This window comes from Archangium primigenium (assembly GCF_016904885.1).
Taxonomy (GTDB): domain Bacteria; phylum Myxococcota; class Myxococcia; order Myxococcales; family Myxococcaceae; genus Cystobacter; species Cystobacter primigenius.
This window is the reverse complement of record NZ_JADWYI010000001.1, coordinates 5,330,633-5,345,753: the sequence shown is the minus strand read 5'-3', so window position 1 is coordinate 5,345,753 and position 15,121 is coordinate 5,330,633. Positions and strand designations below refer to the sequence as shown.

9 protein-coding genes are annotated in these 15,121 nt (G+C 70.9%); 2 read left to right on the top strand and 7 right to left on the bottom strand.

What is annotated here, in order from left to right; translation table 11 throughout:
* Positions 1-3 precede the first annotated feature (3 nt).
* The 6 genes from I3V78_RS21915 to I3V78_RS21890 all read right to left on the bottom strand — a co-directional run bounded on the left by I3V78_RS21915 (position 4) and on the right by I3V78_RS21890 (position 13,313).
* Complete coding sequence (locus tag I3V78_RS21915) at positions 4-1,005, bottom strand: hypothetical protein (protein WP_338023704.1); 1,002 nt, start codon at positions 1,003-1,005, stop codon at positions 4-6.
* A 335-nt stretch (positions 1,006-1,340) separates the two neighbouring features.
* Positions 1,341-3,311, bottom strand: coding sequence for a hypothetical protein (locus tag I3V78_RS21910; RefSeq protein WP_239576517.1), 1,971 nt, complete (start codon positions 3,309-3,311; stop codon positions 1,341-1,343).
* Between the two features lie 24 nt (positions 3,312-3,335).
* Positions 3,336-4,202 carry a serine hydrolase gene (locus tag I3V78_RS21905; protein ID WP_204490402.1) on the bottom strand — a complete coding sequence of 289 codons (867 nt, stop codon included), beginning with the start codon at positions 4,200-4,202 and terminating at the stop codon, positions 3,336-3,338.
* Positions 4,199-6,514 carry an AAA family ATPase gene (locus I3V78_RS21900; protein WP_239576516.1) on the bottom strand — a complete coding sequence of 772 codons (2,316 nt, stop codon included), beginning with the start codon at positions 6,512-6,514 and terminating at the stop codon, positions 4,199-4,201. The genes I3V78_RS21905 and I3V78_RS21900 overlap by 4 nt, the downstream gene beginning before the upstream one ends.
* On the bottom strand, positions 6,511-9,960 hold the full coding sequence (locus I3V78_RS21895; protein ID WP_204490401.1) for an AAA family ATPase: 3,450 nt from the start codon (positions 9,958-9,960) through the stop codon (positions 6,511-6,513). Before I3V78_RS21895 ends, I3V78_RS21900 begins: the two co-directional genes overlap by 4 nt.
* Complete coding sequence (locus I3V78_RS21890; RefSeq protein WP_204490400.1) at positions 9,957-13,313, bottom strand: AAA family ATPase; 3,357 nt, start codon at positions 13,311-13,313, stop codon at positions 9,957-9,959. The genes I3V78_RS21895 and I3V78_RS21890 overlap by 4 nt, the downstream gene beginning before the upstream one ends.
* A gap of 382 nt (positions 13,314-13,695) precedes the next feature.
* Here I3V78_RS21890 and I3V78_RS21885 point away from each other — a divergent pair, with 382 nt between their 5' ends.
* Both I3V78_RS21885 and I3V78_RS21880 read left to right on the top strand, forming a co-directional pair.
* Positions 13,696-13,881, top strand: coding sequence for a hypothetical protein (locus I3V78_RS21885; protein ID WP_204490399.1), 186 nt, complete (start codon positions 13,696-13,698; stop codon positions 13,879-13,881).
* 92 nt (positions 13,882-13,973) lie between these two features.
* Positions 13,974-14,717 (top strand): MerR family transcriptional regulator, encoded by a 744-nt coding sequence (locus I3V78_RS21880; protein ID WP_204490398.1) that lies wholly within the window; start codon positions 13,974-13,976, stop codon positions 14,715-14,717.
* A 67-nt stretch (positions 14,718-14,784) separates the two neighbouring features.
* On the opposite strand, the gene I3V78_RS21875 is transcribed toward I3V78_RS21880, so the two are convergent.
* Complete coding sequence (locus I3V78_RS21875; protein WP_204490397.1) at positions 14,785-15,054, bottom strand: hypothetical protein; 270 nt, start codon at positions 15,052-15,054, stop codon at positions 14,785-14,787.
* Positions 15,055-15,121 lie beyond the last annotated feature (67 nt).

The following is a 15,121-nucleotide window of genomic DNA, read 5'->3' as shown; positions in this document are numbered from 1 at the left end:
GCCTCAGGTGCGGTGACGGGCGGCGGCGTGGAAGAGCCCGGAGAGGGAGAAGTCCAGCAGGGCCTGTCGCGACTCCAGATAGCGGCGGGCTCGCGCGAAGGGCAGCCAGTTCCGGGAGCCCACCCGCACCTGGGCCTCCTCGAGGTTCTGGCGGGGAATCCACTGGCCGCCGAGGTGGCGCACGAGGACCTCGCCCAGATAGGCGCCGAGCGCGGGCAGCGCACGCTCTTGCAGGGACTGGGCGAGGTGCCGGGAGGGAAAGTCCTCACGCCAGAGCTGGAAGTCGATGTCCGAGAGGGACTCGGGTGTCGCGGCGAAGACGGAGGGCACCTCGGCGTGCAGCAGGGCCACGAGGTACTCGGCCTGCAGGCGGTAGTGCGCGAGGGCCGCCTCCCGGTCGCTCACGTCCGGAGGGAGAGCGGCCTCCGCGGGAAGCCATTCCTCGGGCGCTGGGGGCCGCCAAGCGTTGAAGTCGCGGATGGCGCGTGAGCGCAGGTGACTGGGCGTGGCGTCCACGACACGCGAGAGCAGTGGCGCCAGCTCTGGGGCGAAGCGGGGCTCTATGGGCGCGAGCGCGGCACTGCGCTCGTGCAGGGCGCGCAGGACGGTGGCGTAATCGAGGTCGGGTCTCAGGTGGACATGGGCACGGGCCTGGAGCTCTCGGGCCGCGTCGCTCGCGAAGTCCGTGGGCGTGGGCCAGAGCACCAGGAGGACGGCGCCGTTGGGCAGCGCCTCCACCCGCCAGGCCGGCGTGGAAAGCATGCGCTCACGGCCCACGGTCTCCACTAGCTTCGGACCGAAGACATTGAGCCAGAACAGCTCGTAGATTTGATCGAAGCCGTCACGGCGCGCGGTCTTTTCGTCGCGACCGAAGTCCGGAAAGTCAGCCAGCTCGGCGTCATCGCTGCAATGGGCGACGGCATGCTCGACGACGTAATGCGTTGCCCAGACGTGCACCAGGTCCACGAACCGACGGCTGTGTTCCTGCTCCGCGAAAAGGGACAAGGGTTTGACCTTGATCGTGACGTCCAATTCAGGCGTGAGCGGTGGAAACCATGTCCTGACCGTCATGTCCAAGGCGGGTACGGTGCTCCGATAGAGGCCAAGTGCCGCGCCCCTGTCGTGACGTTCTTCTTCCAGGGACTTCCAGAGGGCGGCCCGGGCGAATTTGCGGCGCCGCTTTCCCTCCACGACATCCGGCATCCACGCGTGGGAGTGCGTCTCGATCGCCTGGACGAAAGGCTCGAGTGCACGCTCCATCGGGACTCGGGAGTCGAGGGCGCCCTTGAAGGTGGACCAGAGGTAGTCTTCGTCGCGTGGACCTTGAAATTCCAGCACCTTCATTGGAACGCGATCTCCACGTCGGGCACTGCCTTCTCCACAACGTTCACCAGTGTTTGCAGATCCCTTCGCTTCGCGGGCTTGAACGTCCCCCCTTCGTAAACGAGGCGAACCCTTGAAACAGGTACGAATCGCCCCTCGATGAGGATGGGGCGAAGGGATGGCCGACGGATGTCCAGGGCCCCGCCGTAGTACACCAGCGCTTCCCGCGCGTCCGCAATCATCCGCGTCTCCACGGCTTTGTCTCCCAGATGCGACAGGTCCCGGCTCTTGAAGCTGAAGGTCTCCACACGCGGCGCCTGGCCCGCGAGCGAGCCCTCCTCGATGACGAGGACATCCGCGAAGCGCAGGCCACCTTCGGGTTTCCACACGCCCACGGACCGCTCGATACGTGGCCGCTCGAAATCCCCGAGGAAGCGGCGCGAAGCGCGGGGCAGTGCCGCGTCGGTCCGGAGCCGCTCCACCATGAGCCGCTCGAACTCCAACCCCCGAGCGAACCCTCCGCGCATCGAATCGTACGCGTCCCAACGCAAGGGTCCTTCGACGGCCCTGCCCTGCCGGAGTTCCACGAGACGCTGTTCCCGGTAGGTGATGTACTCGCCCCACCGGGGGTTGTGCTCGGCTCCAAGCGGAGGTGTCTCCCGTGCGGGGCGCTGCCGCTCCAACATCGCCACATCCGCGGACAGACGCGCGCCCAGGGCATCGCGCTCGGCCAGGGCCAGTCGCGCCTCCAGCACATCGGGGGAAAGGCCGACCCCCTCCTCCGCCAGCGCGGTCAGGCGCTCCGCGGCGCCCTTCCCAGCGGAGAGGTTCATGCGCTGGGGCTTCGCCTGGGACAACCAGACCGGGGCCTTGTGCACGTCGCCTCGGGCTTCTCGCAACGCCAGGGCCGCATCCAGGCCGCCCTCCGCCACGAAGAAGCTCGCCTCGCGTCGCGAGCGGATGTCCGCGAGCAACTCCCGCACTCCGCTCGCACCCAGCCGGGCTTCCCACCACTGCCCCAGCTCCTGGAGGGCCTCCCAACGTGAGGCGCGCGCGCCTCGACTTCCGGCCCCGGCGTACACCGCCACCAGCAGCGCGGGCGTCAGCTCCCGCGTGGCCTGCTCGTACTGGCCTTGGGACAAGCTGGTGAGTCCCTGACCCGTGCCCGCCACGAGCGCGTAGACGCCCAGCGGAACGCCGAAGGTCAACGCGTCGAAGCTGCCCGCGCTCACGTGGCCTGGGGCGAAGTGCTGTCGCGCCAGGGCGCGCTCCACTTCATGGAGGGCCTCCTGGTAGGGCAAGGGCAGTTGCGCCCGCCGAGTGGCGAGCTCGGCATAACGGAGGCCATCGCTCATCGGACTGGTGCCCAGCACGTCCCGGACGGCCCGTCCGAGCCCTCGTTGCACATCGCCAGGCGCTTCACCCCGGTCGGCGTAGGCGGACAAGGGTCGGCCCCGCGCCTTCAGTTCCTCGCGCACCGTGGGCATGAGCGCCAGGGTCTGTCCCAAGCGCTTGTCCCGGGCGAGCCGCCGCAGGATGTCGTCCACTTCGTCGTCATGGGCCGAGTGCAGGACGAAGAGGGCGAACACCTCGGCGTAGAAGGAACCGTATCGCTCGGTGGCGGAGACGAGGAAGGCGGCGCGCTTGCGATTGAGGATCGCGGAGGTGTCCTCGCGCACGGGGCCCAGGGCGCCCAGTCGCACGGCGCTCCAGTCGTCGAGCGCCTCCATGAGCCGTGGCAGGTCCATCCGCCGCTGCTGTGCCACGTAGTCGGCCAGCGAGACGCATGTCCGCAGGAATCCGAGCAACGCCTCGGCATCCTGGTGAGCCCACTCGGGCCAATCCTCGGGCGGAGGTGGCCTGTCACAAGCGATGCGGCGCGGAAGAGGGAACCCTCCCGCGCTGCCCACCGTACCAGGAGGGACGTTCATGGAGCCCGTGACGCACCCCAGCAGAAGCGTGAGCGTCACCAGGACCAGGGGCTTCATCGCGGGAGCACTCCAGGTGCGGCGCTACCGCGTGGCGTGAGTGAATACCTGGCGCGACACGTCGACGATGAGCGCGCGTGCCACCCGCTCGTCCGGAATGCCGCTCGTGAGCACCACGAGCACGTAGGGCGCGTGGCCAAGCGGATAGACGATCGCGGCGTCGTGGAGGACGCCGGAGATCTGCCCCGTCTTGTGCGCCACGGGCGTGCCCGGAGGCAGTCCCGCGGGAATCTCCTGGTTCAGCTCCTGCGCGCGGAGGATGGCGCGCATGGCGTCGGTGGATGCGGGCGAGGCCGCCTTGCCCTCCTCGATGGCGGCCAGCAGCCGGGCCAGGTCCCGGGCCGTGGTGGTGTTGTTGAGCCCCTTCGCGTACGCCTTGCCGTCCTCCACGCCGCGCAGCACCGTCATCTTCCGCGCCCCGAGCGCGCGCAAGGTCTTCGTCACCCGCTTCGCGTCCACCCGGGCGATGACCGCGTTGGTGGCCAGGTTGCTCGACCGGGTGATCATCCGCTCCACCAGCTCGCGCACGGGCACGGGCTGGCCCACGCGCTCGTGGAGGCCGGGGTCCTCGTCGTTCTTCGCGTCCACGGTGAAGGGCGAGCCATCCACGATGGAGGTGAAAGCGTTGGTGAGCACGGGCGCCGCGTCCAGGGACAGGGTGCCCGCGTCGACCTGGCGGAAAACCTCGAGCAACACCGCCACCTTCATGGTGCTGGCGGCATGGAAGACCCGGTCCGGCGCCAGCGTGACGGTGTCCCGGGGCGCGCCGAGGCGCTGGTACACCACGGCCACGGTGGCGCCCTGCTCCCGGGCCACGCGGGCCTGGAGCGCCGAGGTGAGGGTCTCGGTCGGTGTCGCGGCGAGCAGGACGGACACCAGGACGGACATCATGGGCGTGCCTCCTCCGCGGTGAGCACCGTGGCGAGGGCCCGCTGCGTGGAGTCGAGCCGACGCTCGGCCTCGCTGCCCGCGACCACGACCGGGAGTGCCACGCCCTCCAGGTGGGCCTCGGCCGCGAGCCTCACGGCGATGGGCGCCATGACCCGGGCCTCGATGAGCCGCTTGAGGGGCCGCGCGCCCAACTGGGGCTCATACCCCTGCCGCGCGAGCCACGCCCGAGCCTCCGGGTCCACGGCCAGCCGTAGCCGCCGCCGGACCAGGCCCTCGCGCGAGGCCGCCTTCTCCAGCTCCAGATCCACGATGCGCAGCACGTCCGCCTCGGACAGGCGGCGGAACGGGATGACATGGTCGATGCGGTTGAACAGCTCGGGCCGGAAGGCCTGACGGATGGCGCGCAGGAAGTCCTCCGCGCCGCGCTCGGCGCCGAAGCCCGCGGGCTCGGCCGACTCGACGCCGAGGTTGCTCGTCATGCACACCACCGTCATCCGGAAGTCCACCAGGCGGCCCAGGTGATCCGTGAGCCGGCCCTCGCCCAGGATGCCCAGGAGCAGGTCGAACACGTCCGCGTGGGCCTTCTCGATCTCATCGAAGAGCACGAGCGACAGGGGCTGGCGCCGCACGCGCTCGGCGAGGCTGGAGATGCCCGGCCCCACCTCCATGAGCCGCTGGGCCGAGCCGGGCAGCATGTACTCGGACATGTCGAGTCGGATCATCCGCGACTCGTCGCCGAAGAGCGTCCGGGCGAGCTGCTTGGACAGCTCCGTCTTGCCCACGCCCGTGGGGCCGGCGAACAGGAGCGTGCCCACGGGCTTGTCGGGATCGTTCAAGCCGGCCTTGAACCGGGCCAGCACCCCGGCGGCCAGCGTGCACGCCCGCTCCTGGCCGATGACCCCCGCCTGGAGCTGGGCGGCGAGCGCGCTCCGCTCGGCGGGGATGTCGTCGCTGATGAGCTGCAGGGGCAGGCCCGTGTAGCGCGCGTAGGCCTCGGAGGCATCGCGCGGATAGAGGGTGCGGCCGCGGCCCGGCTCGCCCTGTTGATCCAACCAGTCGATGAAGCGGAAGGCCTTGCCGGGAAAGGCGCTGTCGCGCTGGAACGTCTCCAGGTGCCCCACGAGCTGCCGCAGGCCCACGGGGTGGATGGTCACCCGGCTGCGGCGCACCGCCTGGTAGCGCAGCATCAGCTCCGGCATCCGCGAGGCCGTGGGCGGCTCGAGCCGCAGCACGTGGAAGGGCCGCAGCGCCTCGGGAAAGCGCCGCTGGCAGCGCTCGAACTCGGCCTCGGTGCACTCGGCGATGAGGGAGATCTCCCCGCTCATCGCCGCGGGCAGCAGCAGGTCTCCAATGGAGGAACCATCCGGCTGGGGGGCGAGCAGCGACGTGAGCTTGTCCACGAAGAGGTAGTCCTCCTCGAAGGACAGCGCCCCCACGAGCTTCAGGCAGCGCTCCTGCCACATGCCCAGGTACACCATGCCCGCGACGATCCGCTCGGCGCTCGTGCGCCAGATGTCCGGCAGGTGCGCGCTCTTGTCCTCGCGCCGCGCCTCGGCGATGCGCCGCGCCAGCATGAGCACCTGGCTCGTCTTGCCCGTGCCCGCCTCTCCCACGAACAGCAGCGACGGCGGCGGGTGGCGCCGCGCGAGCTCCCAGCCCTCCAGGGGCCCTCCCGCGTCGTACACGAGCGGCGGCTGGCGGCCGCCGAGCGCCCGGGACGTCAGCTCCTCGCCCACCTGGGTGAGCACCTCGGCGGGCGGAGGCGGCGACTCGTCCGGGCGCGCATCCTGGCGCAGGCCTCCCGGATCCCACGCCTGGACGTACTCCGCGCCCTCGTGGCGGAAGTCGTAGAGGCCCCGGGGGTTCTCCCCGAGCAGCGCGGTGGTGAGCGCGTTCTGCAGCACCTCGCGCGCGATGGACAGGTCCTCGAGCACGAACGACCAGCCGAAGCGCGGCACCCGCACGCGCCAGGCGCCGCCCGCCATGCGCCCGTAGACGTAGGTGAGCCGCAGGGGGACGAGGGCCCGGGCGATGACCGGGTGCTTGCGGTGCATCGCCTGGGGGTGGATCTCCACCGTGAGGGTGCGCGACTCCAATGTCTCCGACCACAGGAAGCGCTCGAGCGCGGCCGCGTCCTCCCGGAGCATCCGCCGCACGTGCGTCTCCAGCTCCGCGTACACGTCCGCCTCCCGAGGCCCGTAGGCGGAGGGCGGAGGCGCATCGAAGAGCCGCTCCCACACGGGCAGGAGTTGTCCGGTGAGTCGGCCGTCCTGGTGGGTGGTGAAGTAGACGCGCAGGCTCTTGTCGCTCATGGCGTCCCTCCCGTCTCGGTGCCGCTCGGATTCTGGCTCATGCGCAGCCGCCACAGGGTGGGCAGGGCGTCGGCCGGCGAGCGCACGCGGTGCACGCCGCTGTAGGTGAGCAGGTAGTCGTCCAGCTCGAGCTCCGCCACCTGCTGGCGCGAGGGAGGCTCGAAGCGGTAGGCGCGGACCACGGGCATGGCGGCCTCGGGATCCTCCGGCAGCGGCTGGAGTCCCTGCTGGCGTGCCTCGTGGAAGGCCTGGAGCCGCGCGGCATGGCTCGCGAGCAGCAGGGGCGGCGCGGGGGCGTCGGCCGGGTGGACACGCACCTTCACGATCTCCGGCAGGCGTCCCGAGGATTGCCAGACGTGCAGCCCGCTCTCGCCCTCCAGGAAGGGCCGGATGCCGGGGCCCACCAGCTTGATGGCGGCGTGCACGGGCTCCACGGTGGAGGCATGCAGGAATTCGCGCAGCTGCCGGGCGCCACCACTCACGCGGGCCCCGTTGGGCAGGAGCACGGCGAAGGACTCGATCGTCCCGCGCGAGTGCGCGTAGGCGGTGCACAGCCAGCGCGTGAGCTGCGAGCCCGAGGTGGCGCCCCGCCGCCACTGGCCGAGCGGCAGCAGCTCCAGTTGCACCAGGTGCTGCTCGGGCGAGGCGAGCCCCCGCAGGATGCGCCGCAGGAAGTACACCTCGGCCAGCACGTCGAGCATCTGCTCGCGCGACGCGGTGCGCACGGGGGCGAAGGAGCGGCGGTCGAACAGGCGCACCACGTTGGCGTGGGACACCTCCAGGAGGCCAAAGCGCTCCACCTCGATCATCTCGCGGGCGTCCTCCTCGGGCGCGCGCGACAGGGTGTCCAGCTGGGCGGCGAAGTGCTCCAGGTACATGCGCATCGCGTCCAGGGTGTAGAGCGACTCGGCGTGCTCGCGCTCCCCGGCCTGGAGCCGATCCAGGTGGAAGCGGACCTGCTCGGACAGGGCCCCGAGCGCCTCGCTCTCGCGCATGGCCCGCACGTCCTCGCGTGCCTCGCGCAGCGTCTCCCGCAGCCGCGCCATGGGCAGGGACAGGAGGGGCTCCAGCGCGAACCCCTCGGCCACGGGCTCGCGGGGGATGAGGGCATCGGCTTGGACCTCGAAGTGGCCCTCGCGCAGGTAGAGCTGGAACAGGCGCAAGGGGGACTGGGGCCCGCGGATGATGGCCTCCGCGAGCACCTGGCCCACGTGCTCCTCGAGGTAGCGCTTGAGGGGCCGCGCGCCGAGGTGCGGATCGAAGGACTCCTCCACGATGCGCCGCTTCACCGCGTCGTCCGCGGACACGAAGATGTTGCGGGACGTGAGCCCCTGACGCGCGAGCAGCCGCGCCAGCTCCTTCTCGACGACCTGCTCCCCCACCTCGCGTGACAGGGGCGAGAAGTACACGACGCGGTCGATGCGGTTGAAGAGCTCCGGGGGGAAGAACTCGCGCACGGCCCGGTCGGCCTCGAGCGCCTGGGCGCGCGCGTCCGCCTCCACCAACCCCACGCGGGGCCGGCGCCGGGCGCCGAGGTTGCTCGTCATCACCAGCACCGCGTGGGTGAAGTCCGCCGTCTCGCCGGAGGCGTCCGTCAGCCGGCCCTCGTCGAACACCTGGAGCAGCAGGTGGAGCAATGACGGGTGGGCCTTCTCGATCTCGTCGAGCAGCACGAGCGAGAAGGGCTGCTCGCGGATGAGCCGGGTCAGCCGGCCCTCGGGGTTCCACGCATCCCCGGTGAGGCGGGCCACGGCCTCGGGCGATTGGAACTCGGCCATGTCCAGTCGCACCAGGCGCGAGGCGTCTCCGTAGAGGTAGTGGGCCAGGGCGCGCGCCAGCTCCGTCTTGCCGGTGCCGGTGGGGCCGGTGAAGAGGTAGACGCCGTAGGGGCGCTGGGGATCCGTGAGCCCGGCGTGGATGCGCAGCACCAGGTCGCACGCCGCGTCCATCGCCGCGGGCTGGCCCATGACCTTGCGCGCGAGCGCCTCGCGCACGTCCTCGGGCATCAGCCGCTCGCGCGCGCTGAGCAGTTGGGGCGGCAGCCCGGTCCGATCCGCGAGGGCGGCGAAGAGCTCCTCGGAGGTGATGACCCGGTTCGTGTGCTGGTGGCGCGTGGCCAGCTCCCGCAGCGTGTCGATGGCCTTGCCGGGCAGCGCCGCGCCGGCGAACAGGGCGCTGGCCTGCTCGAGCAGGGCGGGAAACAGCAGGGGGTGCCAGCGCACCTGGTGCCGGACCTCCAGCTCCCGCGACTCGTGCAGCAGCATGCGCAGGGTTTCGTCGGCGGCGGTCGGCCGGACGTGCAGCTGGGTGAAGAGCGCGGCGAACGAGGGCGCGTCGGCCTCCAGCCGCTGGAGCTGCTCGGGCGTCACCGTGCCCACCAGGAGGATCTCCCCCCGCGCGAGCGCGCCCTGGAAGAAGAGCGCCAGGTGGGTGTCGCTGTCCCGGGTGCGACCGATGCGGCCGAAGGCGTGCAGGTCCTCCACGAGCAGCACGCGCGGCCGGCCCCGGACGTCCTCGAGCAGTTGGAGACAGCGCTGCTCCCAGTCGCCCACGTAGCTCATGCCCGCGATGATCCGCTTGCCCGCGAGCGTCCAGACGGCGGAGACCTTGTCGAGGTTGTGGTGGGTGGCGTACCCCTCGGACTCGAGCAGATCCACCACGAAGCGCTTGAGCAGCGTGCGCTTGCCACACCCGGGCGGCCCCACGAGCAGCACCGGCGTCTTGCGCTCGCCCCCGAGCAGCCACTGCAACTGGTCGCGATAGGGCGCGCGGGGCATGCCCGCCGCGAGCGTGCCCTCGGCGGCCTGGAGCGTGAGGTTGGTGCCGAGGGTGTGGAGCACCTGGGTGCCCCCCACCGAGGACTTCTTGTGCTTCTTCTCCGCGCCGGGCCTGTCCTGGGGATCCAGATCGGCCCAGGGCCCCTGGCGCTTGCCCAGCAGCTCCAACGGGCTTCGGGGCGTCGCCTCGAAGGACAGGACCTTGAGGCTGTCCTTGCGGTTGGAGCGCAGGGACTCGAGCTCCGGCGCCTCCAGGCCGGACCAGGCATGGGTGAAGAAGGCGCGGGCCTGCTCCGCCAGGGAGCCCTGGGCCTCCACGGTGAACCACTCCCCCTGCCGCTCCGGGTGGTAGGCGATCGTCACGGACTCGCCGCGCGTGCGCCACCGGGGCTCCAGGATGAGCGGGAACGCGCCCGACACGCGCAGGCGCTTGAAGTCCAGCTCCAGGGGGATCCGCTCCAGGCGCACGCCCCGGGAGAGCTGGAAGGCGGCGAGCTCGTGCACGGGGAGCTTGCCCACGAGCGTGCGCAGCTCCTCCACGATCTTCTGCTGGAGCTTCACCGCGCCCCGGCCCGTGCGCGCCTGGGTATGGGGGCCGAGCCCGAGCGTGGTCCAGGACAGCCCGCCCGCGCTGTCGCGGCGCTGGTAGACGGAGATCATGAAGTTCATGACGTGGCGCTCCGGAGCTGGTCGACCGGAAAGGACGGGGCGCTCTCCGGGTCGAACTGGCGGGCGGACTCCATGAGGAGGATGTGCTCGAGCAGGACGAGCTCCAGCGCCTGGAAGTAGCCCTGCCCGTCCAGCGCCACCGTGCGGGCGCCGTCGCCGATGGAAACCGTGCCATCGGGCAGGTGCTCGCGCGTGGCGGGGATCAACCGCAACTGCGCGAGCGGGGGCGGCTCGGGGGGCGCGACGAGCGGCAGGACGAGCTCCTTCTCGGACAGGTGGGTGGTCGTCGCCACGGGGCTCACGGTGAGCAGCACCTGCTCGCGCAGCTTGTCCGAGGACGGGTAGCGGTGCAGCCCGGCCTCCAGGGAGAGGAAGGAGCCGGCATAGGGGCCGCCCACCGACAGCAGCACCTCCCGGAAGGGACGCTCGGGCTCGTTCAGGGCCCGCTTGAGCGCCTCGGCGGACAGGACGTCGGGGGACCAGTCGCGCCGCTGGGGCTCGGCGCGCCGGGGCACGGAGATCCGGCCTCCGGCGACCCAGCCGCGCGCGGACAGGACGTCGAGCAGGGGCAGCAGCCAGCGATCCATGGCACGCGTGTCCCCCGCCTCCTGGACGATGAGCGTGATGCCATCGCGCTGGGGTTGCAGGGCGAGCAGGACGGAGGGCAACAGCCGCCGCAGCTCGCGCATGTGCGCCAGGGCCTCGTCCACGAAGGGGGTGACGTCCTGCTGCTCGTAGAGGGAGAGCAGGGCCAGCTCCTCGGCCGAGAGGATCGTGGCGCGCAGCCGCTCGACCTGGCTCCAGAGCAGCTCGAGCCGACCGTGCTCGGACTGCTGCCGGCTGATGGACACGGCCTCGGGCCCGCGCGCCGCGTGCGTCTGCTCGCGCGCGAGCTGGGCGACGAGGAAGCGCAGCTGCTCGCCCAGGCGCTCGGCCGCGTCCAGCTTCAGCAGGGCCTCGATCCGGACGCGCTCCGCGCGCAGCTCCTCCACGCGCGCCAGCTGATCGCGCACCTGGCGCGGACGGCCCCGGGCGAGCGCCACGGAGAAGCCCTCGTCGTTGGGCGAGAAGACCAGCTCCCCTCCCCGTGCATCGGGCCCGGCGGCGGAGAGCGCGCGGGCCAGGGGCACGACGAGGTGTTGATCCAGGTGCCGGCGCAGGCCCCGGGCCCCATGCGCCTCGTGGTAGCCCGAGGTGGCGAGCCGGGAGGTGATGTCCGGGGGCACGTCCAGCGAGAGCCCGCGCTGCAGCAGTCCGCGCCGCTGGCCGAGCTTGCCCACCGCGAGCCGCGCCACCTCCTGGATCTGCTCGGCCGACAGGGGGCGGAAGGCGATGAGCTGATCGATGCGGTTGACGAACTCGGGCCGGAAGTGCCGGTGCACCTCCCGCAGGTAGTAGGCGCCGTCGTCCACCTCCGCGGCCCCGATGCCCAGGGGCGAGCGGCGGTGCGCCACGCCCAGGTTGCTCGTCATGATGATGAGGGCGTTGTGGAACCAGGCCGTCTGTCCCCGCGTGTCCGTGAGCCGCCCTTCCCCACACACCTGTAGGAGCAGATCGAAGACGGCGGGATGGGCCTTCTCGATCTCATCGAGCAGCAGCACGCAGAAGGGCTGCTGGCGCACCCGCCGCGTGAGCAGGCCCTGCCCCTGGGCATTGCCCCGGATGAGCCGCTCGGCGGCCCAGGAGTCCATGAACTCGCTCATGTCGAAGCGGAACAGTCGCTCCGGGGAGCCGAAGAGGAACGTGGCCAGGAGCCGCGCCAGCTCCGTCTTGCCCACGCCCGTGGGCCCCACGAAGAGGAAGGTGGCCAGCGGCTTGCCCTGGGGCTGCAGCCCCGCCTTCACCATGCACAGCGTCTCCACCACCCGGCGCACGGCCAGCTCCTGCCCCACGAGCTGGCGGCGGAAGGTGGCCTCGACGTCCGAGGCCAGGAGCGCGCGATCCTCGCGCAGCAGGAACTCGGGCACGCCCGTCTTGAGGCTGAAGAGGGAGTAGAGCCGCGTCCGGGTGAGCCGGGGCACCTGACCATCGCCGGTGCGCTCCTGGTGAAGGCCCGCGCGCAGCTCCTCGTACAACCGCACCGCCTTGCCCGGCAGGGCCCGGCCCGGCAGGTAGCGCTCGGCCAGCTCCACGAGCGGCTCCACCGCGTCCTCCGCGAGCGAGGGCCGCGTGGGCTCGGCCCGCTGCTGCCACGCGGCGCGCAGGCGCAGGGCCTCGCGGGTCGGCCGGGCCCCCAGGGGCTCCAGGCGCACGCGGGAGAACGCGGCGAGAAAGCCCGGGTGCTGGTTCTCCAGGAGATCCAACGCCTCGGGGGTGAGCTCGCCCACCACCCGGACCCGGCCCTCGTCGAGGAAGGGCTTCATCGCGCCGGGAAGGTTGATGGACTCGGTGGAGTGCTGGGCCAGCAGCTCGCCCAGGTTCTCGAAGTAGAGGATCGCGTCGAGCTGCTGGGCGGCGCGCATCACCCGGAGCACCCGCTCCTGCCACTGGCCAAAGCCAGACATGCCCGCGATGAGCTGGGAGCCGCTCGTCGCGAAGACGGGCCGCGCCCGCCCCGCCTTGTGCTCCGCGCGCATGAACGCCAGGAGCAGCTCCGTCTTGCCCACCAGCTCCGGGCCCACCAGCAGCACGCCCTGGCGCTTCTCGCCGCCCACCAGGGTGCCCATCAGGGCCAGCTCGGTGTCCCGCCCCACCAGCGGGGGCCCGTGGCGCGCCTCGTCCCGGGGATGCAGGGGCGTGGAGACGGAGCGGAGCACCTCGTGCGCCTGATCCTTCTGGAGCTTCTCGTCCCGCCGCTTGCGCTCCGCGCGCGCCTTGTCCCCCGGCTCCCCTCGCCGGAGCGACAGCGCGAGCGTCTCCAGCGTCGTCGCGCGGGGCGGCAACAGCTTCAGCAGCTCGGGCCCGGACAGCTCCCGCGCGGCGAGCAGTCGCTCCACGTCGGCGCGCACCGTCTCGCGCACGTCCTGCTCGCGGCCCACGAAGACAGTGTGATCCAGCACCGGGACGGACACCCACGTCTCGTCCGCGAACGGGATGACGACGACGGCCAGCTCGATGGGCAGGGGCCGCGCGAGCCGCTTCGGCACATCGCCCCGCGTCACCGGCAGCTCGAGGAACTCCAGCCGCACCCGCTCGGGCAGGGAGAAGCGGGCCAGCTCCTCGGGCGCGCTTTGGGACAGGTGCTCCTCGAGGAACAGCCGCTGCTCGGTGAGACAGGCCTCCAGCGAGGCCGCATGGCTCGCCAGCTCCGGCGCCGCCACGGGGAACACCTGGTAGTCGCCGTTCCAGAGCTGCTGGCAGAGAAGCGGTGTGGAGAAGTCGAGGGTCCCGGTCGCGGCGTCGGAAACGGCCATGTGCTGGGCATCCTATGCCGGGTGGACACCACCATCAATCCCTATCATTCCGGCGATTGTTTGTTAATGATTGCAGATAAACACAGACTCAAAATAGACATCGAAAACAAAAGACAGACAAAAATCAAAGACAAACACGGGGCATGGGGTTCACATCGTCCGTCTATGTAGGCGCCATCGCGATACACTGTCACGTCGGTGACTGGCTGCCCAGTCTACGGCCGAGCGAGCGGGTGCGCCAGCCTTCCGTTACTCCCGTGGGAATCCGGAGCCGTGTCCCGCCTTTCCCTCGACGGGCTGGGCGAGTGTGCCCTAGACCGTCTAGGGGAAGCGGGGCGGGCCGGGTAGCATCCGCCCCCTTTCCCGGCCCCAGGAGAGCCCCGTGGATGAGACCGCTCCCCCCGACCTGCCCTTCCCCACCAGCCTGTGCCACCGCTGCGCGGCTCCGCCGAAGTACGTGCGGACGAAGACGTCCACCTTCATCCTCTGCCCGCTCCTGCCCAACAAGTATCCGCCCCAGCCCGTGCTCCGCTGCGCCCTCTTCCGGCCACGTCCCGCCGTGGAGTGAGCGCGACGCGGCTCGGTGCGAAGGGGGTTGACCTTGACGCAACGTCAAGCCGTACCGTGATCGTCGTTGGAGCGAACCCCAGGAGGCGCCCGATGGAGTGGTCCATTCAGGACATCGCTCGCCTGGCGGGCACCACGAGCCGCACGCTTCGTCATTACGACGACGTGGGGCTGCTCAAGCCCAGCCGGACCGGAAGCAATGGCTACCGCTATTACGACCAGGCGGCGCTCGTGCGCCTGCAGCGCATCCTGCTGCTGAGGGAGCTCGGACTGGGCCTGCCCGCCATCGCCGAGGTGCTCGAGGGGCAGCGCGACACCACCCAGGCCCTGCGCACGCACCTGTCCTGGCTGCGTGAGGAGCGGCATCGGCTGGAGCGGCGGATCCAGTCGGTGGAGACGACGATTCACAAGCTGACGCGAGGAGAGGCACTCATGGCCGAGGAGATTCTGGATGGGTTCGACCACAGCCAGCACGAGCAGGAAGTGGTCGAGCGATGGGGCCGCGAGGCCCATGACGAGAGCACGCGCAAGTGGGCGGCGCTGAGCCGCGAGGCCCAGCGCGAGCGGATGGCGGAGCACGAGCGGGTGGCCCAGGCGCTCGCCGAGGCCCACGTGCGGGGCGAGGACGTGGCCAGTGACACCGTGCAGTCCCTGGTGCGCCGGCACTACACGTGGACGTCCTTCTTCTGGACACCCAACCGCGAGGCCTACATCAACCTGGGCGAGATGTACGTGACGGATGCCCGCTTCGCCGCCGTCTACGAGCGGCACGCGGAGGGGGCGGCGGGCTTCATCCGGGACGCCATGCGCGTCTTCGCGGAGAAACACCTGGCCTGAGGTCCCATGCGCTTACAAGAAGGGCCGACACCCGTGCGAGGGGTGTCGGGCCGTATTCCCCGTGCGGCTACTTGCAGGTGGGATCTGGACGGTCCCACTCGCCCCACACGTTGAGGTTGGTCACACAGCGGGTCGGCGGGCCCCAGTCCAGGATGGGCGTCTCCGCGCAGGTGGCCTCCCAGTTCGAGCCCCAGGGAATGTTCCAGAGGACCGCGGAGAACCGATGGACATTCGCGCCCTTGCAGCCATCGTCCTTCAGATCACCCCAGTTCGCGGCGTGGGCCTGGGTTGACAGCAGGAGCGTGACGCCCACCACGGATGCCAGTAGCCATCGCATATTCCCTCCTTCAGACTTGCGTCCATTGTCAGATATTCAATAGGAAACCTGCGTCGGCCTGTCTGCC